The organism is Methylophaga thalassica MP (assembly GCF_000214595.1).
In the GTDB taxonomy this organism is placed as follows: Bacteria; Pseudomonadota; Gammaproteobacteria; order Nitrosococcales; family Methylophagaceae; genus Methylophaga; species Methylophaga thalassica.
The window spans coordinates 1,271,557-1,298,341 of record NZ_AFIG01000001.1; the positions used below are offsets into that span (position 1 = coordinate 1,271,557).

General features: G+C 41.7%; 27 protein-coding genes. 7 read left to right on the forward strand and 20 right to left on the reverse strand.

Annotated elements, in window-relative coordinates; all coding sequences use genetic code 11:
• Positions 1 to 59: 59 nt before the first annotated feature.
• The 7 genes from ccoG to MAMP_RS06060 form a co-directional block, all read right to left on the reverse strand.
• Positions 60 to 1,478: a cytochrome c oxidase accessory protein CcoG gene (gene ccoG / locus MAMP_RS06030; protein WP_007145118.1), complete on the reverse strand. Its 1,419-nt coding sequence runs from the start codon at positions 1,476 to 1,478 to the stop codon at positions 60 to 62.
• A 50-nt stretch (positions 1,479 to 1,528) separates the two neighbouring features.
• Positions 1,529 to 2,926: an aminotransferase-like domain-containing protein gene (locus MAMP_RS06035; protein WP_007145119.1), complete on the reverse strand. Its 1,398-nt coding sequence runs from the start codon at positions 2,924 to 2,926 to the stop codon at positions 1,529 to 1,531.
• A 191-nt stretch (positions 2,927 to 3,117) separates the two neighbouring features.
• Entirely contained in the window at positions 3,118 to 3,420 is a 303-nt protein-coding gene (locus MAMP_RS06040; RefSeq protein WP_007145120.1) for a DUF1840 domain-containing protein, read from the reverse strand.
• Between the two features lie 108 nt (positions 3,421 to 3,528).
• On the reverse strand, positions 3,529 to 5,757 hold the full coding sequence (locus MAMP_RS06045; protein WP_007145121.1) for an EAL domain-containing protein: 2,229 nt from the start codon (positions 5,755 to 5,757) through the stop codon (positions 3,529 to 3,531).
• Positions 5,754 to 6,092: a type 2 periplasmic-binding domain-containing protein gene (locus MAMP_RS06050; protein ID WP_007145122.1), complete on the reverse strand. Its 339-nt coding sequence runs from the start codon at positions 6,090 to 6,092 to the stop codon at positions 5,754 to 5,756. Before MAMP_RS06050 ends, MAMP_RS06045 begins: the two co-directional genes overlap by 4 nt.
• A 409-nt stretch (positions 6,093 to 6,501) precedes the next feature.
• Positions 6,502 to 7,878 (reverse strand): Trk system potassium transporter TrkA, encoded by a 1,377-nt coding sequence (trkA, locus tag MAMP_RS06055; protein WP_007145123.1) that lies wholly within the window; start codon positions 7,876 to 7,878, stop codon positions 6,502 to 6,504.
• Positions 7,879 to 7,894: 16 nt separating this feature from the next.
• The gene (locus tag MAMP_RS06060) at positions 7,895 to 9,340 is read right to left on the reverse strand and encodes a TrkH family potassium uptake protein (protein ID WP_007145124.1); all 1,446 of its coding nucleotides are present in this window, start codon (positions 9,338 to 9,340) and stop codon (positions 7,895 to 7,897) included.
• A 178-nt stretch (positions 9,341 to 9,518) separates the two neighbouring features.
• Between MAMP_RS06060 and MAMP_RS06065 the strand changes: the two genes are divergently transcribed.
• The 5 genes from MAMP_RS06065 to MAMP_RS06085 all read left to right on the forward strand — a co-directional run bounded on the left by MAMP_RS06065 (position 9,519) and on the right by MAMP_RS06085 (position 15,425).
• Entirely contained in the window at positions 9,519 to 10,997 is a 1,479-nt protein-coding gene (locus MAMP_RS06065) for a sensor histidine kinase (RefSeq protein ID WP_007145125.1), read from the forward strand.
• A complete protein-coding gene (locus MAMP_RS06070; RefSeq protein WP_007145126.1) occupies positions 10,994 to 11,683 on the forward strand; it encodes a response regulator in 690 nt (229 codons plus the stop codon). Before MAMP_RS06065 ends, MAMP_RS06070 begins: the two co-directional genes overlap by 4 nt.
• Before the next feature lie 79 nt (positions 11,684 to 11,762).
• A complete protein-coding gene (dacB, locus tag MAMP_RS06075; protein WP_007145127.1) occupies positions 11,763 to 13,169 on the forward strand; it encodes a D-alanyl-D-alanine carboxypeptidase/D-alanyl-D-alanine endopeptidase in 1,407 nt (468 codons plus the stop codon).
• A gap of 81 nt (positions 13,170 to 13,250) precedes the next feature.
• On the forward strand, positions 13,251 to 14,909 hold the full coding sequence (ettA, locus tag MAMP_RS06080; protein WP_007145128.1) for an energy-dependent translational throttle protein EttA: 1,659 nt from the start codon (positions 13,251 to 13,253) through the stop codon (positions 14,907 to 14,909).
• Between the two features lie 135 nt (positions 14,910 to 15,044).
• Positions 15,045 to 15,425, forward strand: coding sequence for a hypothetical protein (locus MAMP_RS06085; protein WP_007145129.1), 381 nt, complete (start codon positions 15,045 to 15,047; stop codon positions 15,423 to 15,425).
• Here MAMP_RS06085 and MAMP_RS06090 read toward each other — a convergent pair.
• Positions 15,422 to 15,727: a hypothetical protein gene (locus tag MAMP_RS06090; RefSeq protein WP_007145130.1), complete on the reverse strand. Its 306-nt coding sequence runs from the start codon at positions 15,725 to 15,727 to the stop codon at positions 15,422 to 15,424. The genes MAMP_RS06085 and MAMP_RS06090 overlap by 4 nt on opposite strands.
• 120 nt (positions 15,728 to 15,847) lie before the next feature.
• Here MAMP_RS06090 and MAMP_RS06095 point away from each other — a divergent pair, with 120 nt between their 5' ends.
• On the forward strand, positions 15,848 to 16,222 hold the full coding sequence (locus MAMP_RS06095; RefSeq protein WP_007145131.1) for a sirohydrochlorin chelatase: 375 nt from the start codon (positions 15,848 to 15,850) through the stop codon (positions 16,220 to 16,222).
• A gap of 166 nt (positions 16,223 to 16,388) precedes the next feature.
• On the forward strand, positions 16,389 to 16,763 hold the full coding sequence (locus MAMP_RS06100) for an Hpt domain-containing protein (protein WP_007145132.1): 375 nt from the start codon (positions 16,389 to 16,391) through the stop codon (positions 16,761 to 16,763).
• On the opposite strand, the gene MAMP_RS06105 is transcribed toward MAMP_RS06100, so the two are convergent.
• From MAMP_RS06105 to plsX, 12 genes are all read right to left on the reverse strand, one after another.
• Positions 16,760 to 17,539, reverse strand: coding sequence for a TatD family hydrolase (locus tag MAMP_RS06105; protein ID WP_007145133.1), 780 nt, complete (start codon positions 17,537 to 17,539; stop codon positions 16,760 to 16,762). The two genes, MAMP_RS06100 and MAMP_RS06105, sit on opposite strands and share 4 nt — an antisense overlap.
• A gap of 46 nt (positions 17,540 to 17,585) precedes the next feature.
• Positions 17,586 to 17,939, reverse strand: a complete 354-nt coding sequence (locus MAMP_RS06110; protein ID WP_007145134.1) for a PilZ domain-containing protein — start codon at positions 17,937 to 17,939, stop codon at positions 17,586 to 17,588.
• A 12-nt stretch (positions 17,940 to 17,951) separates the two neighbouring features.
• Positions 17,952 to 18,920, reverse strand: a complete 969-nt coding sequence (locus MAMP_RS06115; RefSeq protein WP_007145135.1) for an ATPase involved in DNA replication — start codon at positions 18,918 to 18,920, stop codon at positions 17,952 to 17,954.
• Positions 18,917 to 19,546: a dTMP kinase gene (gene tmk / locus MAMP_RS06120; protein WP_007145136.1), complete on the reverse strand. Its 630-nt coding sequence runs from the start codon at positions 19,544 to 19,546 to the stop codon at positions 18,917 to 18,919. The genes MAMP_RS06115 and tmk overlap by 4 nt, the downstream gene beginning before the upstream one ends.
• Entirely contained in the window at positions 19,543 to 20,553 is a 1,011-nt protein-coding gene (mltG, locus tag MAMP_RS06125) for an endolytic transglycosylase MltG (RefSeq protein ID WP_007145137.1), read from the reverse strand. The genes tmk and mltG overlap by 4 nt, the downstream gene beginning before the upstream one ends.
• 1 nt (position 20,554) lies before the next feature.
• The gene (gene pabC / locus MAMP_RS06130; RefSeq protein ID WP_040576216.1) at positions 20,555 to 21,373 is read right to left on the reverse strand and encodes an aminodeoxychorismate lyase; all 819 of its coding nucleotides are present in this window, start codon (positions 21,371 to 21,373) and stop codon (positions 20,555 to 20,557) included.
• Between the two features lie 13 nt (positions 21,374 to 21,386).
• Positions 21,387 to 22,628, reverse strand: a complete 1,242-nt coding sequence (gene fabF, locus MAMP_RS06135) for a beta-ketoacyl-ACP synthase II (RefSeq protein ID WP_007145139.1) — start codon at positions 22,626 to 22,628, stop codon at positions 21,387 to 21,389.
• Positions 22,629 to 22,721: 93 nt separating this feature from the next.
• Positions 22,722 to 22,958 carry an acyl carrier protein gene (acpP, locus tag MAMP_RS06140; protein WP_007145140.1) on the reverse strand — a complete coding sequence of 79 codons (237 nt, stop codon included), beginning with the start codon at positions 22,956 to 22,958 and terminating at the stop codon, positions 22,722 to 22,724.
• Between the two features lie 141 nt (positions 22,959 to 23,099).
• Complete coding sequence (gene fabG / locus MAMP_RS06145; RefSeq protein ID WP_007145141.1) at positions 23,100 to 23,843, reverse strand: 3-oxoacyl-ACP reductase FabG; 744 nt, start codon at positions 23,841 to 23,843, stop codon at positions 23,100 to 23,102.
• Position 23,844: 1 nt separating this feature from the next.
• Complete coding sequence (fabD, locus tag MAMP_RS06150) at positions 23,845 to 24,780, reverse strand: ACP S-malonyltransferase (protein WP_007145142.1); 936 nt, start codon at positions 24,778 to 24,780, stop codon at positions 23,845 to 23,847.
• Between the two features lie 18 nt (positions 24,781 to 24,798).
• On the reverse strand, positions 24,799 to 25,758 hold the full coding sequence (locus tag MAMP_RS06155; protein ID WP_040576217.1) for a beta-ketoacyl-ACP synthase III: 960 nt from the start codon (positions 25,756 to 25,758) through the stop codon (positions 24,799 to 24,801).
• The gene (plsX, locus tag MAMP_RS06160) at positions 25,755 to 26,774 is read right to left on the reverse strand and encodes a phosphate acyltransferase PlsX (protein WP_007145144.1); all 1,020 of its coding nucleotides are present in this window, start codon (positions 26,772 to 26,774) and stop codon (positions 25,755 to 25,757) included. The genes MAMP_RS06155 and plsX overlap by 4 nt, the downstream gene beginning before the upstream one ends.
• Positions 26,775 to 26,785 lie beyond the last annotated feature (11 nt).

Genomic DNA, 26,785 nt, shown 5'->3' on the forward strand with positions numbered 1-26,785 from the left:
ATACGGTGCAAAATAAAGAAAGCTTCGCACCGTATTAGTCATACAAAAGGTGTTTTAGCTCACGGGGAAATAAACACCGCTTTATAACGGTTACTGATGGCTGAGCTCCCCTCACTAGTGGCGACAAAGTGAAATTCATGCAAGCCAGATGAGGTCGTATCAGAAGGTAATCTGACTAAGGCTGTTACAGGTACGACTTTACCTGGTTGTATGGTTACACCCTGCTCTAAACCATCAACCGTCGCTGATGGCAGGCCCTCAATTTCATAGTTCACAACAAGAGGCTGGTCTGTTTTATTCAGCAGTTTTAAAGTGTATTTATTTTGAATGTCACCGTTACTCATTTGTATATACAAAGGTCTTCTTTCGTGAACCACATTAAATTCCGTAGGTTCAAAATGAGTAAAGCCATAACCGACACCAATAATAGAAAACGCCATAATCAAACTGTAAACAACGACTCGTGGACGTTTCCAAAGGCTGACTTTAGTTTGACCTTGATGAAGCTCTTTATGAGATGCGTAACGAATAAGGCCTCTTGGCTCATTGATTTTATCCATGATGCTGTCACAGGCATCAATACATAACCCACAAGTGATACAACCTTCTTGCTGACCTTTCCTTATATCAATCCCGGTCGGACATACGGCAACACACAATTTACAATCAATACATGAGCCTTTATTAGCCTCTTGTACACCAGAGCGAGATAATTTACCTCTCGGTTCACCGCGAACAGCATCATAAGCAGGTAAAACCGTTTCCTGGTCATACATCACACCCTGCAGACGTGCATAAGGACATAACCAGAAACACACTTGTTCACGCATAAAGCCAGCAAACCAGTATGTGAAAAAGGTAAATATGCCCATGGCTACCCAGACTGGGGTGGCTGCCTGAAGAGAGAAAATGTCGCCCCATAACTGATAGGCATCGGTAAACCAGGCTGAAAATGAGATGCCAGTGAGGATGGCAATCGCTAACCACACGGTATGTTTGCCGAGCTTTCGAATAGCTTTATTTGCAGTTAAAGGAGCTGCATTAAATTTACGCTGTTTCTGTGGCGTATTGCCTTCAAACTGGCTTTCGATAAAGGTAAATACATCGGTCCATACGGTCTGGAAACAGAAATAACCACAAAAGACACGACCGGCGATACTGGTTGCAGCAGCTAATAAGATGGCGAAAAACAATAGCGTCAAAGACAGTACCCAGATATCCTGCGGGTATAACGTCAATCCAAATAAATGAAATTGTTGTTTAGGAATATCAAGTAAAACAGCTTGATGCCCATCCCAACGCAAGTAAGGACCGAGAAAGTAGATTAACCAGACAGACATGCCAAAGTTTTTTAAGGTCCTGAATCGGCCTTTCATTCGCTTGGCAATGACATTCTCCCCCTCACCGGTATGCACTTCCCAGTCGGATAAGGCATCATAAACTTCAACCTTAATGGGTATTTCTGATAGTTTGCTCATCACAGGAACTCCTCTGTGCTTATATGCTGAAAACGAGTATGTTTTTGTAGTTATACGATGGTTTTTGAACGAATTAAGCCTGGTCGGTATAAATCCGACAACAACGTTAACCCTTGTTTTAATGACTCATAATCACTGCTGGCCCCGAGTGATATTCGAACGGCCTGACTACGACTTCGGAACATGACAAATGCCGTTGAAGGTACGATAGAAACCCCTATCCTGCTCGCTTGTTCGGCAAAATCTAATGCTTTGTATCCATGTGGCATTCTCAGCCAAAGGTGCGGTGAGGCTGGATGAGAGGAAATATCGCTCTGCTGAAAAATTGACTGAGCTAACGACTGTCTTCTGATGTTTTCGGTCTTAATCGCCTGAGTGATCTCATCAATTTTGTGGTGCCTGATCCAGTGCGAAACAACAGCTGTCATCAATGGTGGTGCCATTAAATGACTGATTCGCATTTCTTCTGTCAGCCCTAACGCATCATTAATATTGGGTGAGGCGATATAAGCAACACGTAAAGATGGGCTGAGACATTTTGAGATTGTGGCAATATGCCAGGTGCGATCTCTTGCCATGTTGAAGAGTGACGGCAGTTTTTCATCTACAAACTGGTAGTAGGGATCATCTTCAATAATGGTGAGATCATATTGATTTGCTAGGACAATTAATGACTCTCTACGCTGTGCAGACAACGTCGCTGTAGTGGGATTATCAATATTGGGAATGACATACAAAATATCGATTGTTTGTTTTGCACATTGCAGTTGCAATTGTTCTGGAATGATTCCCTGCTCATCCATACTGATACCGACAACATCCAGTTGTAACTGCTCGGCCATCGCTCTCAATCCAGGATAGGAAAACTCTGGAGCAGCTACAGTTTTTGCACCTCTACGTTTCAGATAACTTAACAAACAAAACAAAGCGCTGTGAGCACCACTGGAAATCAAAAGTTGATCGCTATTTAAATCTGTAAGTTTCGATGATAGCCATTGCTGACCTGCTTCACGATCATCCGGGTGACCGGCTGTTTCCTGATAGCAGAGGTGATGTGATACAGAAATACCGGATAGACTCAGTTCGCTGATGGCCTCAGCCACTTTTTTCTCTAGATTCAGCCCGCTCGGAATGGGCGGGTTGTTCATGCTTAAATCCAGCGGTTTGCCTTCAATAAGCTGAGACGAGTTGTAATGAGAGAAAGTAGTTTGTGCGATAAAGCAGCCATTTCCCCTTTGGGTCTCAACCAGACCTCTTCTGGCGGCTTCATTAATCGCTCTGGTGACGGTCGTTAGATCGACAGAGAGTGAATCAGCTATTTGTCTCTGTGCAGGTAAACGATCACCGGGTTTTAATAAGCGGTTTTTTATATCCGCTTCTATGGCCTCCACAATACCGATGTATTTAACCCGAGCATTTGTATCAATTCTTGGTGACCACATTGACATTATCTACCCCTCCGCCCTTTGCCGTACAATTTGGAGTAGATGCTATGCCTAGCTATATTTGTATGCAATAAAAACATACAAAATAAGTCATTGTATGGATTGTTATTTTTTTAATTACATACAATTAAGCATATTTAAGATGATCTGGATTTTGTTGTTGCGCAAAAAAAGTTTGTCTTTTAGGTGTTTGCTTATTCCCACATCACATCAGCATGGGCATTAGTCGCAGCCTGGAGTAGCTCGATGAGAGGAAGAGCACGCTTTGCAATAGAAATATGTGAATTTTCTTCATCTTCACCATCATCTCCTTGAGCTTCTCTTGCTTTCGCATCATTAACGGCTTGCTCTAAACGCTTTAAATAAGCGGGAATATCATCTGCCACAATAGCACTGGGAACCGTACCACTATGTCCCATCAGTTTCAGTAAATGAATGGCAACATCGCCAAACATCGTGATATCTGCATATGGCTTGGTTTTAAATGTGACAATCATGAGGATCTCCCGTCATCTGTTGGATAATACAAAATATATTACGTTGAATTTATAAGAAATGTATTAATGTATTAAAGAATATAAGGCAGGGTCAGTGACGTAGTCACTTTATTCATAAATATAACGAATTTCATTGGCAGGCAAAGGTGCACAGAAATAATAACCTTGCAGCACCACTTCATAGTCATTATCTTTAAAGAAGGCGAGCTGTTCTTCGGTTTCGACGCCTTCTACAACGACTTCTAATTTGAGTTGTTTTGCCATCGCAATGATAGCGGTGACAATAGCAGCATCATTCTCATCGTTCACGAGATCATCAATAAACGATTTATCAATTTTTAAAGCATGGATAGGAAATTTTTTGATGTAACTGAGTGATGAGTAACCGGTACCGAAATCATCAATGAATATTTTTACACCAATATTTTTGAGTTTTTCTAATATGGAGAAACTCTCATTTAGATGGTGCATCATTAGGTTTTCTGTAATTTCGACTTCAAGGTATTCGGCGGGTAACTGATAACGGTTTAGAGAGGCTTCGATAAGTTCAAAAAGCTTATTCGGTTTTCCTGTATGTAAAAATTGTCTAGCAGATAAGTTCACTGAGATGTGTGCAGGAAAGCCTGAATCCAACCACTGTTTGGCTTGTTCGCAGGCTTTATCAATCACCCACTCTCCTATAGAAACAATCAAGCCGCTTTTTTCAGCAATAGGAATAAATATTGACGGAGAAATATCTCCATGTTCAACACTATGCCAGCGAAGTAATGCTTCGAATCCCACCGTATCACCGGTGACAATGTCTATTTTGGGTTGATAATAGAGTTCTAGTTCATTATCAACAATGGCACGACGAAGACGGTTTTCTAACTCAAAATGATTTTGTACTGAGCTATTCATATCATCGCTAAAGAAATGATATTGGTTTTTACCGAGTGCTTTAGCATGACGAAGTGCGTTATCCGCATCTGATAAGGCCTGATCGACACTCTCTATACCATCATTAAAAAAGGCGATACCGATACTGATAGATACATATACTTCGTGCTCACCAATAATGAAAGGCGCGTGAAAACTACTGATAATATTTTCTGCAATATTCGCTGCATCAACGGGCTCGTTAATGTAGGTCATCAGCACGACAAACTCATCACCGGCAAAGCGCGTTAAAGTGTCATTTTTACTCAAACTTTCAGGTAATCGTTTAGCCACTGCTGATAAAAGCTCATCACCTACCAAGTGACCTAATGAGTCGTTGACCCTTTTAAAGTCATCTAAATCAATAAATAACAGTGCTTGAGAGAGTTTTTTCTGTGCAGCGAGTTTAACTGCTTGCTGAAGTCTATCTGTTAATAGTGACCGATTGGGTAGGCCAGTTAACGCATCAAAATAAGCTAAATAATCTAAATCATGTCTTGCCTTTTCGACTTGCTCCAGCTTTTGTGCGTTGTCCAGTGCTAGAGACAAAGTATGAGCAAAACTTAAGGCAAATAATTCATCATTTTTATCAAATTGCTGACCTGATAACTTTTCGCTTAGCAGAATATAACCAAAGGTATGAGCGTCACGTCTAATGGGCACAAGTAAAACTGAAGAGAGATTATGCTGCCCTTCTTGGCATTCGGCACATAATTCATTCAGTAATTGTGGTTTATTTGGCAGGATATTCTTGTGTAATGACAAGCATTGATGAAAAATGGATAACTGTTCAGCAGTAAAGCCAATGCCTGTTGTATCAGTAATTGAATAATTGTTATCAATAAGCTGAACCGATGCAGAATGGCATTGAACAATTTTGGCTAGCGCTTTAATACCTTGGAATTTCACTTCTGGCTCAGCAGAAATTGTCGCTAGACAAGCTAATAAGTCACGAGAACGGTCATGAAGTTCTTCCAGTCGGTTTGACCATGAAAGCAACTGTTTATGCTCTTCTTCAATCTCTTCGAGTGAAGTATGAGATTCTTTAAGGAGATGCTGTTTTCTATTGACGATTTGTTCAAATATTCCTGAACGTGTGATAACACCAGTAAAACGTTCATGTTCAATAACCGGTAATAAATCCTGACCATTGATATCAAGCATGGCCAGACTTTGCTCTATTGGTGTTTCAGGCGTGACAAAAATGTTAGATGATCTGTTACACAAATCAGCGAATATCCAGTCAGGATGTTTTGATACTTCCTGAAGTGTGACCAAACCACAAAACTTGCCACTATGAGGAGATTCACTAAAAACGGCGAAAATAGTATTCTTATCAATCTTTCTTGGTCGATCTTCATCCAGTACGTACTGAATCGAATCCGTTTGTAAACAATCCTTTGCAAATAGCGTATTCATTTTATTCTTGATAAATGCACATCAATATTAAGTTCGATATGAAGTACTTCGTCTGAACCTAGTAGTGATTTTGTATGAGTCAGAACAAAATCCATTAATTGCTCTTTGCTGATTCTCCTTAATAAGGACTGGCGAATCAAGATATCACCGATGACATCATCCTCTACTTCGATATGTTCGTATGGTGTTTTAACGAGCAGATCCAAAGCACGTTTCATTGCAATACAACCTATTGGTGCATCTTTACCCATAACAAGCATATCTTTCAGGGGAGGCATTTTATATTCACTGATTCTAGCTGAAATATAGGAACCTGACTCTGAGCTTAATGACATCCTTTTCCTCTTCTTAATAAGGGTTAATAATTGATGAAACTTATTTATCCAGTATTGGAACTCGACCTATTAAAAACAGATTTATTTATTAATTGCAAATAATCGTAAAAGCAAAAATATGCATAATGCATACGCATTTCAATTTGAAAATTTTAAATTTTGATTTAAACCATTGAAAGTAATTGTATAGTCGGTGATTTAATTCTGCTGTTATAAAACGACTGCGTTTAATGAAGATGGTAAATCATCATTTAATATAAACCTTACATTGCCTCTGCCAACCGCTGAACCAACTATCAAATATTTCCCAAAAACATTAAAACTCTACCGTTAAAAAGCGAATAACAGACTTAGGAATTTTTCCTTTGATCGTAGAATATGTGAAGCAGTTGGCACAAATTATTGCTGACTACATTAAATAGTTAAAATCGACCTGGAATAACCTCTCAACGGACATGATATCGCGCTGGTTAGAAATAAAGATAATCAAGTGATCATCTGGCGCGATAACTAATGACTTATCTGAAAACAATACTTCACCTTCACGTAAGATTGCTGCCACAGAAGCACTGGGTGGTAGTTTGATTTGCTCGATATGCCGGCCAACCACTTTTGATGTATTGAAATCGCCATGAGCGATAACCTCTATAGCTTCAGCGGCCCCTTGTCTAAGTGAGTGCACTGTCACCACATCACCTTTACGTATATGAGTCAGCAGACTACCAATAGTGATTTGCGCTGGTGAAATAGCCAAGTCGATACTGGTACCTCTGACCAGCTCGACATGACTCGCTTTACCAATGATCGAAATGACTTTTCGCGCGCCCATTCGTTTGGCAAGCATGGCTGACAGAATATTGACTTCATCATCATTGGTTACAGCACAGAAGACATCTATCTTGCTGATATTCTCTTCTTTTAATAAATTGGCATCGCCCGCATCACCATGTAAAACAACCGTCTTTTTCAAATCCTCAGCAATAAAGCGTGCTCGCTTGGGATTAGACTCAACGATTTTAATTTTATGATTAGATTCAATTCGTTTGGCAAGTTGACGACCGATATTACCGCCACCGGCGATCAGAATACGTTCATAGGTTTTGTATGCATGACGAAATACTTTAACCAGTTTAGAAATATGATGAGTCAGTGCTAAAAAGAAAATCTCATCACCTGGCTGTAACGCCACTTTGCCTGTAGCCTGAATAACTTCGTTATTTCTAAAAATAGCAGCAACACGCATTTTTATATCAGGCAAAATATCCAGTAACTTACTGATGGGCTGGCCCGCCATCGGACTTTGCTCACTGACTTCTACTGCAACAAGTTGTGCCTTGCCATCAAAAAATTCCACAACCTGTAATACTTCAGGTTGCTCAATTAAACGTTGAAGATAAGCTGTAACCAATTGTTCCGGACTGATAATGACGTCAATAGCGAAGGCTTCAGGTGAAAATAAGGCAGGATATTCAACATAATCAGAAGCACGAATTCGCGCCAGTTTTTTGGGGGTTTTAAACAAAGCACTGGCCACCTGACAAGCTACCATATTAATTTCGTCATTCTGCGTGACGGCGATTAACATGTCAGCATCTTCAATTCCTGCTGTTACTAATGTTTCCGGTGATGAGGCATGTCCATTAACCGCACGAATGTCCAGACGATCCTGAATACGCTCGAGTAAGTAACTGTCAGTATCAACGACAGTGACATCATTACCCTCATTCACCAGACTCTCAGCCGTCGAGCTACCAACCTGGCCTGCACCCAAAATAATAATTTTCATCGTTTTTCCTCTGCTATCAGTGGCGCCAATAAGCGGGAATAAATAAGATAAGCAAGGTAAAGATTTCCAATCGACCTGCTAACATTCCGAAGACCCCAAGCCACTTCACCATGTCATTAACACTGACAAAGTTAACGGCCACCTCGCCCAGCCCCGGTCCCAATAGATTTATCGTGGCGACCACGGCTCCAAATGCACTTTCCAGGTCTAATCCTGCCGCCATCATCGCAACGGTCAGGAATAGCGATGTGACGATATACAACACATAAAAGCCCCAGACTGAATACAACACTTCTTCTGAGACGGCTCTTTCACCTTGTTTGACAACAACCACCGCTCGGGGATGCGCTAGATGGAATAACTGTCTTAAACCCAACTTGGCCAACAACATCACACGCATCACTTTTACACCACCCGCTGTCGAACCGGCACAGCCACCGGTAAATGACAAAATCACCATAATCAGAGGAATATGCAGAGGCCAACTGGCAAAGGTAGCGGTACCAAATCCGGTACTGGTCAGTACTGAGGCAACCTGAAAAGCTGCATAACGCAGGGACTCAGAAACGGAGCCATAAGCATTTGACAGGTAAAGACTCGCCGCAACAAACAAGCTGGCAAATAAAAACACTAAACCATAGGTTCTGACTTCAGGATCTTTAGCATAAGGAGAAAGTAATTTTTTTCTGAAAACAATAAAATGCACAGCAAAGTTAACGCCACCTGCCAGCATAAATACAATCGCGATCAGTTCAATAAGCGGGCTGTTATAAAAACCAAGACTGTCATCATGGGTTGAGAAACCACCGGTTGCTACAGTAGTAAAAGCATGGCCAACTGCATCAAAAATAGTCATGCCAGCTAAGTAGTAAGCAACACCACACAGGCTTGTAAGAATCAGGTAAATAATCCATAAAGAACGTGCTGTTTCAGCAATTCTGGGGGTGAGCTTTTCATCCTTTGCAACCCCTGATGTTTCAGCTCGATAAAGCTGCATACCACCGACACCGAGTAAAGGCATGATCGCTACTGCAAGTACAATAATCCCCATACCACCAAGCCATTGTATTTGCTGTCTGTGATACAAAATTGACTGAGGTAATTGATCCAGGCCAGTAATAACCGTTGCCCCGGTTGTGGTAAAACCGGATATTGATTCAAATACGGCATCGGTCAAATCCAGATGTAAACCAAAAAGAAACGGTAAGGCACCGACCAGTCCTAATAGAATCCAAAACAGCGTCACCACGAGAAAACCATCCCGAACTGAAAGCTCTTGCCGCTGATTTCGGTTCAACAGCCACAATACTAGTCCGATAGCGATGACAGATAACATGGATAGCAAGAAGACATTCAGCTCGCCATCATGGTAATAGAGCGATACTATGATGGATGGCACGAAGTTCAGACTATAGAACATCAATAAGATACCAAATAGTCTTAGAATGGCTCGCCAATGCATAGATTAACTACCCTTTTTTGTGACTGACTGTGACAAGAAACCAATAGCAACGACAAACGAAAATCAATTAACAAGTGTTTCTATCCAGCATGATGATTTAGTTAACGGCATTATGCCTTGCAGATATAACGACATTGTAAAAATAATATAAAAAATACCCCAGCAACGGATGTTTAACGTGTTCAACATTAATAAAACCAATTCACCTCGAACAAGTTATTTGCTAGCTACGTTGACCGTTATTGGTATCAGCCTGATTACGGAGCTACTTACTCCGTGGCTGCCTCATACTAGTTTTCTACTGCTTTTTATGGCTGGTACGGTGTTTATTTCAGCCAAAACAGCGCTTGGTCCGGCCATCTTCGCCAGTGCATTAAGTTTTGTTGTCTTCAACTTCTTTTTTACTGAACCTTTTTATACCCTTGATATCACTCACAAACATGATTTTGCGACCTTACTTTTATTTATTTCTGTGAGTCTGATCACTGGGAATTTGGCATCAAAAATGCGCCTGGCTATTACAGATTCAAAGCAGGCGCTTGATCGTCAACATCGTTTTTTTTCTTTCAGCCAGAAAATGACATCCGCTGCCACAAGTCAGGAAGTTATGAGTCTTTTAAAGCAGGCTGTTGAACACACAACATCCACCCCATTTTGTTTTATTGAAAAACATCAACAACAGTTCGTGTACACACCCTCCACACTGTCAGTACCTGATGATGAAATAGTGAATAACGTCTGGCAGCATGAGAAAGAGAATGACTTAAGTATAAAAGGTCAGTTTTTCAGTTTAAGATCGGCCAACAAAACACTGGCACTGATTTATCTATCCAAACTGCAGTCTGAATCGCAATCATCAGCCTTACATACTTTTTCGAACCTTGCAGCATTAGCCTTACAGCGGACATTACTCGCTGAAGATCTGGAAAAAACCCGGCTGATATCTGAAACAGAACAGTTACGTTCCGCCCTATTATCTTCCGTTTCACATGATCTTCGAACACCACTATCTTCAATCATTGGTTCAGCTTCGAGCTTACTCGAATATCATGAAAAACTGTCTCAGCAGGATCAACGGCAACTGCTGACCACTATTTTGGATGAATCGCAACGACTGGATCGGCATATTCAAAACTTATTGGATATGACACGATTCGGTCAGGGCAAAGTCACATTAAAACGAGACTGGGTCGATATCAAAGATATCACTGCAGGTGCTTTGTATCGGCTTCGTGATGAATTGGATAAGCGGCATATTGAAATCGATATTCAGGACAATATGCCTATCATCTGGGTCCATGGTCTGCTCATTGAACAAGCCCTAGTCAATATGCTCGATAATGCAGCGAGAGTGACTCCGATCGGGGGACAAATCCATTTAGCAGCCAGACTGACAACAAGCTGCATTGAAATCGATATTTCTGACAACGGTCCGGGTATTGCTGATCAAGAAAAAGAAAAAATCTTTGATATGTTTTACAGCGTAGCCCATGGTGATTCCCAAACCAAAACAGGCACAGGATTGGGGTTGGCCATATCGAAAGGGATGATTGCCGCACATGGCGGTAATATTACCGTGTTAGACAATCCGTCAGGTGGCACAATCATGCATATCACCCTGCCCAAACATCCTGTTGTTTATGGCCCTGAAAAATGAATATCACTGCAAAAACCATTCTTATCATTGAAGATGAAGCACAGATCAGACAGTTCCTCAGAATCAGTCTTGAAGCGCAGTCATATACGGTTATTATTGCAACAAATGCCGCAGAAGGACTTGAGTTAGCAGGCAAGCAGCCTATTGACCTCATCATTCTTGATTTAGGTTTGCCAGACAGAGATGGTCAACAAGTCATCAAAGAACTAAGAAAGCGTTCTCAAATCCCTATCATCGTTTTATCAGTCAGAGCCAGCGAAGATGAAAAAGTCAGGGCACTTGATACGGGCGCCAATGACTACGTTACCAAACCTTTTGGCATCAGTGAATTAATGGCAAGAGTTCGCGCACTGATTCGGATTAATGACAATCAACCTAGCACTCAAGCCAGAATACAGTTCGATAATTTAACAATTGATACACAAAGCCATGAAGTCTGGTTAGATAATGAAGCTATCCATCTGTCACGTAAGGAGTTTGAACTGTTGTATCAGCTCGCAGTAACGCCGGGACGGATTCTTACGCATCAGCAATTACTTAAAATTATTTGGGGAGAGCATTTTGTCAGTGAAACGCATTATCTACGAATTCTGGTAGGTCATCTTCGCCAAAAACTGAATGATGATCCTATGCAGCCCCGTTTTATTATTACCGTGCAAGGGATTGGTTATCGTTTCAAATACTAAACTATTTATTCCCTTCCCCACTTGAATATCTGCACCGACAGCGCTCACAATGCGTCATTCACTCTATCAGGATATCTGCATGCTCAAACGTCTAGTCACATTACCTGCCTTGCTTGTGTTGTTCAGTAGCTTTAACCTGTCTGCAGCAACGCTAACGGTTGATGGCTTAGCCAATAAAAACACACCTAAAGCGACCGATGTTGCATTTCAGCTAATTGATATGAAGACAGGGAAAACACTGGTAGCTCAACGCGCTGATCAATTACAGCCTCCCGCCAGTTTGCAGAAATTAGTGACCGCATTAGCAGCAAAACTGTACCTTAAAGATGACTTTCGTTTTGTTACACGTCTTGAACGTCATAAGGATGATTTGATTGTTCGGTTTAGTGGCGATCCTGACTTCAGCTCTGATGATTTAGATGCCTTATTTCAGTCACTTCGCTCCAGCCAATCTGTTATCAAAGGTAATATTTATATTAATGGCTCGACATTTGATGATTATGAGCGTGCTATCGGATTGCCCTGGGACAATCTGGGTGTTTGTTACAGTGCCCCTTCAAGCAGTATTTCTATGGATAAAAACTGCGCTACTGGCAATTTATATATCAAACCAGGTGCTAGCAAACCCTCCGTTTTATTGCCAGCAAAAAAACCGATTCATATTGATACCTCCACATTACAAATCATCAAAACCAAACCGACCAACGATGACTATTGTCAGATGAAGTTGTTAGCTGACAATACAAACCACTACCAAATTGGTGGTTGTATTCATGAATCGTCCCTGCCGGTTAAATTAAAATTCGCCCTGCAAAATACCACCGCTTATGCAAAAGCCAATATTGAAGATGCATTAAAAAAAGCCGGTATTCAACTTAAGGGGAAGATAGTCAGGGATGACAATAAAACCGGAACCGTGATTACTGAACATCAATCAGCGTCTTTAGACACTCTGGTCAGGGAGATGCTTAAACACTCAGATAATCTTATTGCTGACAATCTCTTAAAAACCATGGGTCATGTGTTTTATAAACAGGCAGGCAGCTATGAAAACGGCATCGCAGCGTTACAACATATCCTCAAACAACAAGCGAATATCGATTTAAGTCATGCGATGTTAGTCGATGGTTCAGGTTTATCGAGAAATAACAGACTGTCCGTAGAACAATTGATACAAGTCGTGTCGTATATTTTCAAACATCCCGAGTTAGGCTTAATAAACGACCTTCCGGTATCGGGTGAAAGTGGTACGCTAGCATTTCGCAGCAGTGTTAATAAACCACCATTAAAAGGTCAGATACAAGCAAAAACAGGCACACTGTATGGCACGTATAATCTGGCAGGAAAGATTCGTACAAAAAATAATCATGACTTATTATTTGTACAGATTGTGACCAATTTTCATCCTGCCGATGAAAAACAGTCTCGTTGGCCAGTAATGAAATTTGAAAAATCGTTATATGAGTCGATTTATCAACGTTTCTAACAGAGTGCCCTCTCGCAATTTAAGGCCGGAATAGGTAGAATTTTCGGCTTCTTATCACGTCAAATTCTTGGAAAGTTAACCATGGCTCAGTACGTATATAGTATGAATCGGGTGGGCAAAATTGTTCCGCCAAAACGAGAAATACTGAAAGATATTTCTTTATCCTTTTTCCCTGGTGCAAAAATTGGGGTACTTGGTCTTAATGGCTCCGGTAAATCAAGTTTACTCCGTATTATGGCCGGCATCGATCAAGACTACATTGGTGAAGCACGCCCAATGCCGGATCTAAATATTGGCTACTTACCTCAAGAACCAGAGCTTGATGATAGCAAAACGGTTCGTGAAGTCGTTGAAGAAGCTGTCTCTGACGTCAAAGGCGCACTGGATGAACTTGATGCTATTTATGCCGCCTATGCGGATCCTGATGCTGATTTTGACGCCTTGGCAAAAAAACAAGCTGAATTGGAAAATCTCATCCAAGCCAAAGATGGGCATAATCTCGATAATGCCTTAGAACGTGCCGCTGATGCCTTACGTCTTCCAGCATGGGAGACGCCTGTGTCGGTCTTATCTGGTGGTGAACGTCGCCGAGTGGCATTATGTCGTTTATTGCTCGATCATCCTGATATGCTCCTGCTTGATGAGCCTACCAACCATTTAGATGCAGAATCTATTGCCTGGATTGAACGCTTCTTACAAGAATATCCAGGTACTGTTGTTGCTATCACCCATGATCGCTACTTCCTTGATAATGCGGCTGGCTGGATTCTGGAACTGGATCGCGGTCGTGGCATTCCTTACGAGGGTAACTATTCTTCCTGGCTTGAACAGAAAGATCAGCGTTTGCAGCAAGAAGCAAAAGAAGAAGCTTCCCATCAAAAAGCGATTAAAGCGGAGCTGGAGTGGGTCAAACAAGGTGCTAAAGGTCGTCAGACTAAATCTAAAGCCCGTTTGAAATCATTTGAAGAAATGAATTCGCGTGAATTCCAAAAACGTAATGAAACACAGGAAATCTATATTCCACCTGGTCCACGTCTCGGCGATAAAGTTATCGAACTGAAAAATGTCACGAAGTCGTATGGCGAGAAATTGTTATTTGAAGACCTGAGCTTATCCATTCCTGCAGGTGCTATCGTCGGTATTATCGGCCCTAATGGTGCGGGTAAGTCGACCTTATTCCGTATGATTTCAGGTGAAGAACAGCCTGATTCTGGAGAGATAGAAATCGGCAGCACTGTTGAATTGGCTTATGTGAATCAGTCACGTGAGCTGGATGGTAAAAAAACAGTATTTGAAGAAATTTCTGATGGTGCTGACATTATCACTGTCGGCAATTATCAAACTCCATCACGTGCTTATTGTGGCCGTTTCAACTTTAAAGGCTCGGATCAGCAGAAGTTCGTCAAAGACTTATCGGGCGGTGAACGTAACCGATTGCATATGGCAAAACTGCTCAAGTCTGGTGGCAATGTGTTATTACTCGACGAACCGACCAACGATCTTGATGTGGAAACCTTACGGGCACTTGAAGAAGCCATTCTGGCCTTTCCAGGCTCTGCGGTGGTGATATCGCATGATCGCTGGTTCCTGGATCGCATCTGCACACATATCATTGCCTATGAAGGTGATTCATCTGTCGTCTTCTTTGAAGGTAACTACAGTGAATACGCGGAAGATTACGCAAAACGTTTTGGTAAAGATCATCAACCAGAGCGTATCAAGTACCGTCGGATAGGTTAAAAAATAAACTGCCCGTGTCGGTGTAATACACGGGCAGTATTCTGGCTATTGAATTATAAAATGACAGAATCTTTTTTCATGATGCGTATGTCTAAGTGATGAGATGATAAGTAACATAACTGTGATACCCACGCTATGAAAAAAGCCCAAATAGCCCGCTTAAAATTGCGGTGTCCAATCACGCTGGGTCGCCAGCATGAAATCAATATACCGTCAGGCTGGTTTGATCTTGTCTTCACCATGTGTGCAGCTATTGAAGATGAAGCACAAGCTATCAACAAAAAACATCGTCAACGTATGTTCTTACCGAGAATCGTTTTTATTGAAGAACATCAGGGAAGAATCATTTGTGACGTGATTAATGGCACCAAAGATATTAGTGAGATTATTAAACAGGCACAAATGCGCTCTGCAAAATCCTGCATGACCTGTGGTGACGAAGGTAGTCAGTTCCGCTTAGGCAGAAATCTTGTCACCCGCTGCCATAAGCATCGTTCAAGTGAAATGCACTATTAATGATCTTTATGCTGTAAGCAATTATCATAAACCGCTTGTTCTACCTGCTCTTCTGTTTGTGACTCAGGAAACGTAAATGCGAGGTTTATCGCCAAATCAATCATTCTGAAAAACTCTGTATGCATAAATTCTGGTGGTGTTGCTTGTTGCATCTCCCCCATAGTTTTGCCCTCTAAACGTTGTGCAAAATAATCCCCCGTTAGACTCGAAATCTGCAAGCATTGTTTATCAGGCTCGTCTTCAGCTACAACAGCTGCAGAATATAAAACTAGCAATAATAATGTCTTGATATAGTGTTTCATCACACCCTCTCTGTACGAACAACATGAGTACTAGGACTTCTAAGTAACGAATTAATTTCTTCACAGAAATTTTTAACCCGCTTATTGATAATATGTTCGAATTAAATATCAGGAAATAAAATGAAAGCATTACTAATCATTGCTCACGGCAGCCGCAGGCATCAATCAAATGATGAAGTGACAAATATTGCTAAGCAAATCAGAACATGTGAAGAGCATGATTTTGATATCGTAGAATCTGCCTTTCTTGAGTTAGCGGAGACCTTAATTCCAACTGGTATAGAGCGCTGTATAAAATCCGGTGCAAAAGAAATTATCGTAGTGCCCTATTTTCTGAATTCTGGTACTCATGTGACTAAAGACATTCCTGAAATAATCTCTGCTCAGAAGTCACTTTATCCGGACATCAACATTACACTGACTCGGCATCTAGGTGCTTCACCTGTCATGCTCGACTTAATCTTGCAGACAGCATCAGATACCGTGATAAATTAAGATGTCAGCCAAGTTCATCCAATATAGTACACTTGCAGCGCCGTTAATAATGCATCGTAATGCGGGCTACGCTGAATAACCTAAGATGGTATATTAATATCATCAAAGGATATCTGTTTTAACCATAATAAATCATCTAAACAAGCTCAAAATAAAAGGGATGACAATGGAGAGAGAGCGGTTTAATACAGTATGGGATCGTGATGGAAGTCTGAAACGACTACTAGGGGATGAAGCACTTCTGCAAAAAATGTTAGTCATGTTCCAGCAAAGTAACACGCAAACTCTAAGCGATATTTCGCTCGCTATAGAAAAAGATGACTATCAAGCTGTTAAAGGCCTTGCTCATAAATTGAAGGGAAGTGCATCCGCTATTGGCGCTCCCAGAGTTGTCGAAGATTGCGTGATCATTGAAAGTGCAGCTGAGCATGAGAATAACGAGACTATCAGACAGACTTTCACACAGTTGCAGCACGATATAAATGGAATACTGGCGGTTATCGACAGTTACCTAAAGACGACTCCATCATCCCCCACCTAAACAGAGGCTATTGCTGAAGGGAAAAGCTGCTTAAAATTACGACTTGTTACTTGCGCAATGTTCTCAACACTATCACCTCTCAGTTCGGCGAGAAACTCAGCGACATGTTTTACAAAAACAGGTTTATTAGTTTTGCCACGATGAGGAACAGGTGCCAGATATGGTGCATCTGTTTCAATTAAAATTCTGTCTAAAGGTAATTTTTTGGCGACTTCTTGCAGGTCCTTTGCACTTTTAAACGTTACAATGCCCGACAAAGAGATATAGAAACCAATATCTAAAGCGCGTTGAGCCGTTTCCCAGTTTTCAGTGAAACAATGGATGATGCCACCGGCATCACGGGCATTCTCGTTTTCGAGAATCGTCATTGTATCTTCACGCGCTTCACGTGTATGAATGATTAACGGTTTTTGGGTTTGTTTCGCCGCTTCGATATGAACTCTGAATCGATCGCGTTGCCATTCCAGATCACCTTCACTTCTGAAGTAATCTAAACCCGTCTCGCCAATGGCAATCACTTTGGGGTGATTCGCTTCAGCAATTAAAGCATCGACGCTATATTGCTCATCAGCCTCAACATTTGGGTGAATGCCTACACTAGCACTGACATTAGGGAAATTTTCAGCAATATGTTTAACATCAAGGGAGCTTTTTTTGTCTATGGCAATGCACAGAATATGATCAATACCTTGACTCTCTGCTTCACTGACTATGGCATCAATGCCACCCTCTTCATCTGCCAATAAGTTAAGGTGACAATGTGAATCAATATACATAAAACAATAACAACTTAAATAAGGAAAGGAATCGGGTAACAGCCAATTACATAGTGTAAGTGGCTTTATCAGACTTAAGTTTATCTACTAAATAATTCTCAATTTTGCCTCTGACAACAGAAGCACTTCCATCAATATCACTGAAATGCACACCAATACCTGCAGCCTGGTTTCCTTGGGCTCCTCGCGGAGTAATCCAGACAATCGTGCCGGCAACAGGTAATTTTTCTCCTTCATCCATCAGTGATAACAGGATAAACACCTCTTCTCCCAACTGATAACTCTTTGTTGTCGGGATAAATAGCCCACCATTTTTCACATAGGGCATGTAAGAATGGTAAAGCATATTTTGATCGGTAATTTTCAGTGACAAAATGCCTTTTCTTGGATTAGAAGCCATCGTATTACCTGCTTATTGCTGATGTTGTTGAATCTGACTAGCATGCTGCATAATCGACACCATCAAATCTTCCATCAGTAAGGTTTTATTTAGATTATTCTGTGAAGATAGTAACTTCATTGTATGGATGATGCAATCTGAAATCCCCCAGTAATGCTTGATTAATGCAGGCTCAGGCATTTCTTGTTTATCCAATAGTGATACTAGCTTGGTTTGTATCATTGCCTGTAGCTGATGTAATACAGACATCAGATCAAAAGACTGCCACTGAGCAGAGAGTTGCACTGGATTAGCCTTGCATCGCATTAATGCTGCCATGCCACTAAATACACTCTTGCTCTGTTCAATCCCTTCTTCACCAATTGTAAGCGCGGCCAAAGGGGCTCCATGTGCCAGATTAAGCAATGTAGTTAAATCTTGTTCAGATAAGTCACTGTGTTGTTTGAGCCAGTCTATAGCAATACTACGATCAGGCGTTGACACAGAAATTGTCTGGCATCGACTTTTAATCGTGATGGGTAACTTTCGCATCGATGCAGCAACCAGAATGAGTGTGGTGTTTTCTTGGGGCTCTTCAAGCAGCTTTAACAGACTGTTAAAAGCATTTGTATTCATCTGGTCAGCATTTTTGATAATGACAGTTTTCGCCGACGAAATTTTTGGCATCAACGATTGAACATCTTTCAACTGACGGATTTGATCTACTTTAATTTGTTTACCTGCTTCTTCAGGTGCAACAACGCTATGATCCGGATGACTTTCTGCTGCATATAGCTGACAGCTATGACAGATACCACAGCTATCAAAGTCTTCAGTAACGCTTAAACACAAAAGACTTTTTGTCAGTTCACTAGCAAGTAAATCGTTATCTAGTCCGTGTATGCCATGAATAAGAATAGCATGTGGAATACGTTTCGCCTGATAAAGTGAAACAATATGCTGCCAGGGTGTTTGATGCCAGGGATAGAGTGACATGGTCATACTGATTGAAGTAGCTTGTTTAATGATATAGACACTTGCTGCTGAATATTATCAATAGACTGGCTGGCATCAATAATTTGAATTCGCTCTGGTTCATTCACCGCTCTATCCAAGTAGCATTGACGAATTTTCTCAAAAAAGTCTGTCTTTTCTTGTTCAAAACGGTCTTTTTCTAAAAGACGTTGGTTAACCCGCTGCTGACCAATCTGAACAGGTAAATCAAATAATAAGGTTAAATCTGTTTTTAGCCCATCCAAGGTCCAATCAGACAAAGACGATATACGTTGTTCATGAATACCTCGCCCGCCTCCCTGATAAGCAAAAGTCGCATCAACAAAACGGTCACAAACAACCCACTTTCCAGCCGCCAGAGCAGGTAAAATTACCTGCTTGATATGTTCAGCACGTGCAGCAAACATGAGTAATAATTCTGTATTGTCACTCATGCCGTCTTTTCTTGGTCGCAACAATAATTCACGAATTTCTTCGCCTAAGGGTGTCCCACCAGGCTCACGTGTAACGATAACTGATTTATTGAAATTCTCAAGGTAGCTTTTGATGAACTGGATTTGTGTAGATTTCCCTGCACCTTCGATACCTTCAACGCTAATAAATTTACCTTTCATTTTTTTAATTGATACTTTCTTACGGCTTTATTGTGATCGGCCAGATTAGATGAAAAAATATGTCTGCCATCTGTCCCTGTCGCCACGAAATACAAACTATCTCCACTTGCGGGATGGAGGGCGGCATTTATGGATTCCCTACTCGGTAAACAAATAGGCGTGGGCGGTAAACCACTGCGTGTATATGTGTTATAAGGTGTATCCGTTGTCAGATCTTTTTTACGTAGATTACCGTCGAAATTTTTTCTGATACCGTAAATCACCGTTGGGTCAGTTTGCAAACGCATCCCTTTTTGTAAACGACGGACAAACACTCCGGCAATTTCAGGTCGCTCATCTGCTACAGCCGTTTCTTTTTCAATAATAGATGCCATGATTAAGGCTTCGTATGGTGATGTATAGGGTAAGTCTTTTGCACGATATTCCCATGCATTATCCAATACCTCATGCATTTGTTTGTTAGCGCGTGCTAAAAATTCAATATCTGTTGTATCTGTTGGAAAATGATACGTTTCAGGTAGAAACCAACCTTCACCGTTTTGATCAGCTTGTCCTAATGCTGCCATCACAGCGGCCACATCCGGATTTTCTAAGGTATGTTTTATTTTAACGTTAGCTGAGACCATATCCACCAGGGATTGTGCTGTCATACCTTCTACAATGGTCATTGAGTTCATAATGACCTTGCCTGACACTAACCTGTTAAGTACATCCGGTAAGGTATCGTCAGGTAAAAGTTGATATTCGCCTGCCTTGATTCTGCTTGCTGACTCGTTAGCCCGTCCATATAACTGCAGATAGATGGGAGAGATTGAGGTGATATTACGCTCATACAACTCCTCACTGATTCGTTTCAGATTACTGCCTGGTGTAACAATAAACTGAACGGGTTCCGAGATATTCAACGGTGTCGTCATGAAGCGATTATATTGAATAACAATATAGGTACATATGCCAGCGGCAATCAGAGCTGGAAGTAGTGTTTTGAGTAACAAATTATTTTTCATGTCAGCTTTCAGCAGTATCCAATGCCTTTTGAATTCTTTTTGTTATATCCCCATGGGGCCATTGTTTATTCGTGCCATGCAGAGCAGTCACTGGCCATACCCTGATAAGACTATTCGTGACAAACACTTCATCTGCTTGATAGAGATCATCCAATGTTAATGTGACTATCTCATGAGGTATATCTAAAGTACAGGCTAGTGCCAATATGCGCTCACGCATGACTCCTTCGATACCACAGCTATTCAGATTTGGAGTGAATAAACAGCCATCACTGACCAGGAATACATTGCTCATTGTTCCTTCAATAAGTTCATCGTCATAGTTCAGCATTAATCCTTCAGCAATATCTGCTGAATCCCATTCATTTCTAGCAATCACCTGCTCCAAACGGTTTAAATGTTTGATTCCCGATAATAATGGATTTTTTGCCAAACGCGTCGAACACAATTGGACAGTGATACCTGATTGATGATTGAGCGGATAATCTGGCAAAGGGTGAAAAGTGATGATGCGTTGAGGTGTTGAGTCTATAGGTGGTTTATACCCTCGTCCGCCAGAGCCTCGAGTGATGATAATTTTAATCACACCATCACCGGATATTTGATTGCAAACAATAAGCAACTCTCGCTCTAATGCTGCTATATCATTAAAGTCTATCTGCAGGCGTTTACAACCTCGTAACAAACGCTCTGTATGCTCTTTGAGGTATTCAAGCCTACCATGTCGAAATGGTATCGTTTCGAACAGACCGTCGCCATACTGAAGGCCACGGTCTGCTACTGATAGCATTGTTTCCGGTTGACCATTTATCAGAATCACCGGCTTACTCAGCTTAACTTAACTTTTTAAATATGACAGTACCGTTGGTGCCGCCAAATCCAAATGAATTTGACATTGCCACGTCAATTTTCATTTCTCTTGCCGTATTGGGTACATAATCAAGATCACATGTTTCATCCTGATTATCGAGATTGATGGTGGGCGGTGCAACCTGATCACGGATAGATAAGAGACTGAACACAGCTTCTACACCACCTGCCGCACCCAGCAAATGACCAATCATTGATTTGGTCGAGCTGATCGCAACATTATTAGCAGCATCACCCATCGCTTTTTTGATGGCTTGGGTTTCAGCAGCATCGCCTGCTGGTGTTGATGTTCCGTGCGCATTAATATAGTCGACTTCATCCGCATTAATGCCGGCATCTTTCATCGCGTTTACCATACAACGAGCCGCACCTTCACCACCTTCAGAAGGCGATGTCATGTGATAAGCATCACTACTCATGCCTGAGCCAACTAACTCTGCATAAATTGTGGCACCACGTTTTACAGCATGTTCATATTCTTCCAGCACAATCACGCCAGCACCATCACCAAGAACAAAACCGTCACGGTCTTTATCCCAAGGACGACTAGCAGCAGCAGGGTCATCATTGCGTGTAGATAAAGCGCGTGCAGCAGCAAATCCACCTAGCCCTGTTTTAGATGTAGCCATTTCAGCACCACCGGCAATCATGACATCCGCATCACCGTATTGAATCATACGACCAGCCGCTGAAATGCAGTGTGTTCCTGTTGAACACGCTGTCACGATGGCTGTATTAGGACCTTTCATACCGTACATGATCGATAAATTACCTGAAATCATATTGATAATGTTACTCGGTACGAAAAATGGGGAAATCTTGCGAGGTCCACCACTTAAATAACTGTCATAACCAGACTCAATGCCGGGTAAACCGCCGATACCTGAACCAATGGCTACACCAATTCGTTCAGCATTCTCATCAGTCACCACTAAACCAGAATCTTCAATCGCTTCTTTAGCTGCGGCAATACCATAATGGATAAAGGTATCCATTTTTTTAGCATCTTTTTTTGGAATTACGGTTGTGACATCAAAGTTTTTGACACTTGCACCGAAGCGAACACTAAATTCTGAGACATCAAACAAGGTCAGCGGTGCAACACCACTTTTACCTGCAACAATATTTTCCCAGCTTTCTTTTACCGTTAGTCCAACTGGAGTAACAGCACCAAGGCCAGTAACGACAACGCGTCTTTTAGACATCAGGTTTTCCCCTCAAACCTACAGGTATACATGACATAGCCGCCTAGCATGCTTTCACACACTAGACGGCTATCATAAGCGCTTTTGATTATATTAAGACTGATGTGCGTTAATATAAGAAACAGCTTCTTTAACTGTAGTGATTTTCTCAGCTTCTTCGTCTGGGATTTCACATTCGAAAGCTTCTTCCAAAGCCATAACCAACTCTACTGTATCCAGAGAGTCTGCGCCCAGGTCGTCGATAAATGAAGCATCCGCAGTTACTTCATCAGCGTTGACACCTAATTGTTCAACAACAATTTCTTTTACGCGAGCTTCGATATCACTCATAACTAATATTTCCTTTGGTGGTTAATACATCAAACAATGTGCAGGCATTTTATAGTGCCTGCACCATTGAGACAAGCTAAATGGCGATTACCTTGCTTGACTCAAAAATAAAATTCTTAATTAATAATCACTTAGTGATCATTAACTCATATACATGCCACCGTTGACATGTAATGTTTCTCCCGTAACATAACTGGCATTCATACTCGCCAGATAGCTCACTGCAGCAGCAATCTCTTCTGGTGCACCCAAACGTTTTACAGGCACTTGTTCAAGCAGTGCCGTTTTATGTGCTTCTGGTAAAGAACTGGTCATATCCGTATCAATAAAGCCTGGTGCGACTGTATTGACAGTGATACCTCGAGCACCCACTTCACGAGCCAAAGACTTACTAAAACCAATGACCCCAGCTTTTGCTGCAGCGTAGTTAGTTTGTCCAGCATTACCCATTGCACCAACGACCGAGGTAATTGTAATGATTCGTCCCCAACGAGCTTTAGTCATCGCTCTAAGGCAACGTTTACTCAGCTTAAATATTGGTGTCAGATTGGTGTTGATAATGTCATCCCACTCTTCATCTTTCATACGCATTAATAAATTATCACGCGTAATACCCGCATTATTCACCAGAATTTCTGGTGCGCCAAATTCATTTTCTATAGTAGTGACCACATTATCAATGGCATCGGCATCAGTAACATTAAGAACGATACCACGCCCATTAATGTTCGCCTCTTTAAGAAAATCAGTGATTGTTGCAGCTCCGCTTTCAGAGGTTGCTGTACCAATCACTGTAGCGCCTTGCTCACCTAAACTAAGTGCAATAGCTTTACCAATACCACGTGTCGCTCCAGTCACCAGAGCAATTTTTCCATCTAAGCTCATTCTATTCTCCTAATGCTTGCTGAGTTTTTTCAAGCGTCGCTATATCAAATAAAGGTAATGCGGTAAGAGACTTATCAATACGTTTAGTCAAACCAGCTAAAACTTTACCTGGTCCACATTCCACAATGTGATCTACATTTTGCGCGGCAAGCCACTGAATAGTTTCGACCCAGCGAACCGGGCTATATAATTGTTGCGCCAGCAATGATTTAATAGCATCTACATCGACAGCAGATGTCACACTCGCATTATGAATAACGGGTGTTGTTGGCATCCGGATGTCTATTTCATTGAGTTTATTAGCTAATTGCTCTGCGGCTGGCTGCATAAGTGCACAATGTGATGGCACGCTTACTGGCAATATCAGAGCACGTTTAGCACCTTTATCAGATGCTATTTCAGTCGCCTTTTTAACCGCTTCGGCAGAACCTGCGATAACGACCTGTCCAGGCGAATTAAAATTTACTGCCTCTACAACGCCGGCGGCTGATGCTTCATTACACACCTCGCGTACCACATCATCTTCCAAACCCAGTATAGCGGCCATAGCGCCTTCGCCAGCAGGCACAGCTTGTTGCATATATTGGCCACGTAATTCAACCAGCTTGACTGCATCAGTAAAATCGATTGCATCTGCGGCCACAAGCGCCGTATATTCACCGAGACTATGACCAGCGAAATACGCCGGTTTTATATCTGAAACTGATTGCCAGACACGCCACATAGCAATACCAGCAGTCAACATTATTGGCTGAGTACGATCAGTTTGATTTAAGAGTTCTTCAGGACCATTAGATACCAAGTTCCAGACGTCATAAGCTAAGGCATCTGAAGCTTCTTGGAATGTTTGTTTTACGATGCTGTATTCTGCTGCGATCTCAGCGAGCATACCTACAGATTGAGATCCCTGACCGGGAAAGACAAAAGCTGATTTCATTCATTACCCCTGAATATATCAGTACTGAATAAGCGCTGAACCCCATGTAAATCCGCCACCAAAGGCTTCAAACAATAAAGTTTCACCACGTTTTATACGACCGTCACGAACAGCAACGTCGAGGGCTAAAGGAATAGATGCCGCTGAGGTATTGCCATGTTTATCAACAGTGACAACCACTCTATCCATCGACATCTGTAACTTTCTTGCTGTAGCAGCAATAATACGAATGTTAGCCTGATGAGGAATAAGCCAGTCAATAGCGGTTTTATCCAGCTGATTGGCTTCCAATGTTTCATCAACAATGCTGCTAAGGGTTTTTACTGCAACCTTAAAGACTTCATTACCTTGCATATCGATATAAGCAGAATCATCAGTAGCATCCGAACCGGGGCCTGCTGGCACCTGTAATAAACTGCTGAAACTGCCATCGGAGTGAATATGCGTAGAAATAATGCCAGGTTGTTGTGATGCCTGAAGAACCACTGCTCCGGCACCATCCCCGAATAATACACAGGTATTTCTATCTGACCAGTCAATAATACGCGAGATGGTTTCTGCACCGACCACTAGAACATTTTTCACACCGCCTGCTTTAATGAATTTATCAGCAATGGTTAGTGCATATACAAATCCAGTACAAACAGCTTGTACATCAAATGCCGGACAACCAGCGATATCAAGTTTCGCTTGTAATAATGAGGCTGTACTTGGAAATATTTGGGTAGGTGTGGTGGTCGCAACGATAATGAGATCAATCTCATTATTCGTGATTCCGGCAGCTTCAATGGCTTTAACAGAGGCTTGATATGCAAGATCTGTTGTGGTTTCGTTCTCGGCAGCAATATGACGTTCTTTTATTCCCGTCCGATCAGTAATCCATTGGTCACTGGTTTCGACCATAGACTCAAGATCATGATTGCTGAGTACTTTTTCTGGCAAATAACTGCCAGTACCCGCGATACGAGAATACATCACAATACTTGTCCTTCCAGCAACACTTCCAGGTGTTTGGTTATATTTTTTGGTACATCCTTAGCGGCTTCGATAATCGCAATATTGATAGCATTCGCGAAAGCAAACTCATCGGCACCACCGTGACTTTTAATCACGATACCTTGCAAACCAATCAGGTTTGCACCGTTATAGGCACGGGGATCTAACTCATTACGGAAATGTTTTAAGACAGGTGAAGCAATTAAACCTGCTAATTTAGTGAGCCAATTACGCGAAAATGATTGCCGTAAATAATGACGAATCATATGAACGACGCCTTCGCTGGTTTTTAGAGCAACGTTACCGACAAAACCGTCACAAACAAGCACATCGGCTTCACCATGGTATAAACCATCACCTTCGACATAACCAATGTAATTAAGATCAGTCTGCTCTAACAAGCGTGATGCTTCTTTTACCCGTTCATTACCTTTTATCTCTTCAGAACCGATATTGAGCAAACCGACTTTAGGTTTGTCTTTACCATCCACAAGTTCAGCGAGAACAGAGCCCATTAAGGCAAACTGGACTAAATGTGCAGCACTCGAATCAACATTTGCCCCCAAGTCCAGCACATAGGTATGTCCTTTCATTGTTGGTAAAGCTGAAACGATAGCCGGTCTTTCGATACCTGGTAATGTTTTTAGTACAAATCTGGCTGTTGCCATCAATGCACCAGTATTACCTGCACTTACGCAAGCGGCTGCTCGCCCCTCTTTAACTAAGTTAATCGCTACACGCATAGAAGAATCTTTCTTCCCGCGTAATGCTTGCGATGGTGACTCATCCATCTCTACTTGCTGTGAAGCATGATGAACAATTAAGCGGGGTTCGTTATCTACATTATTTTTTTGCAGGTGAGAATGAATTGTTTGTTCATCACCGACAAGAATTAATGTGACATCCGGATGTTTTTTTAATGCTGATATGGCAGCGGGGATCACGACTTGAGGTCCGTGATCCCCGCCCATTGCATCAATTGATATCGTCAGGCTCAATTGTTTTTATG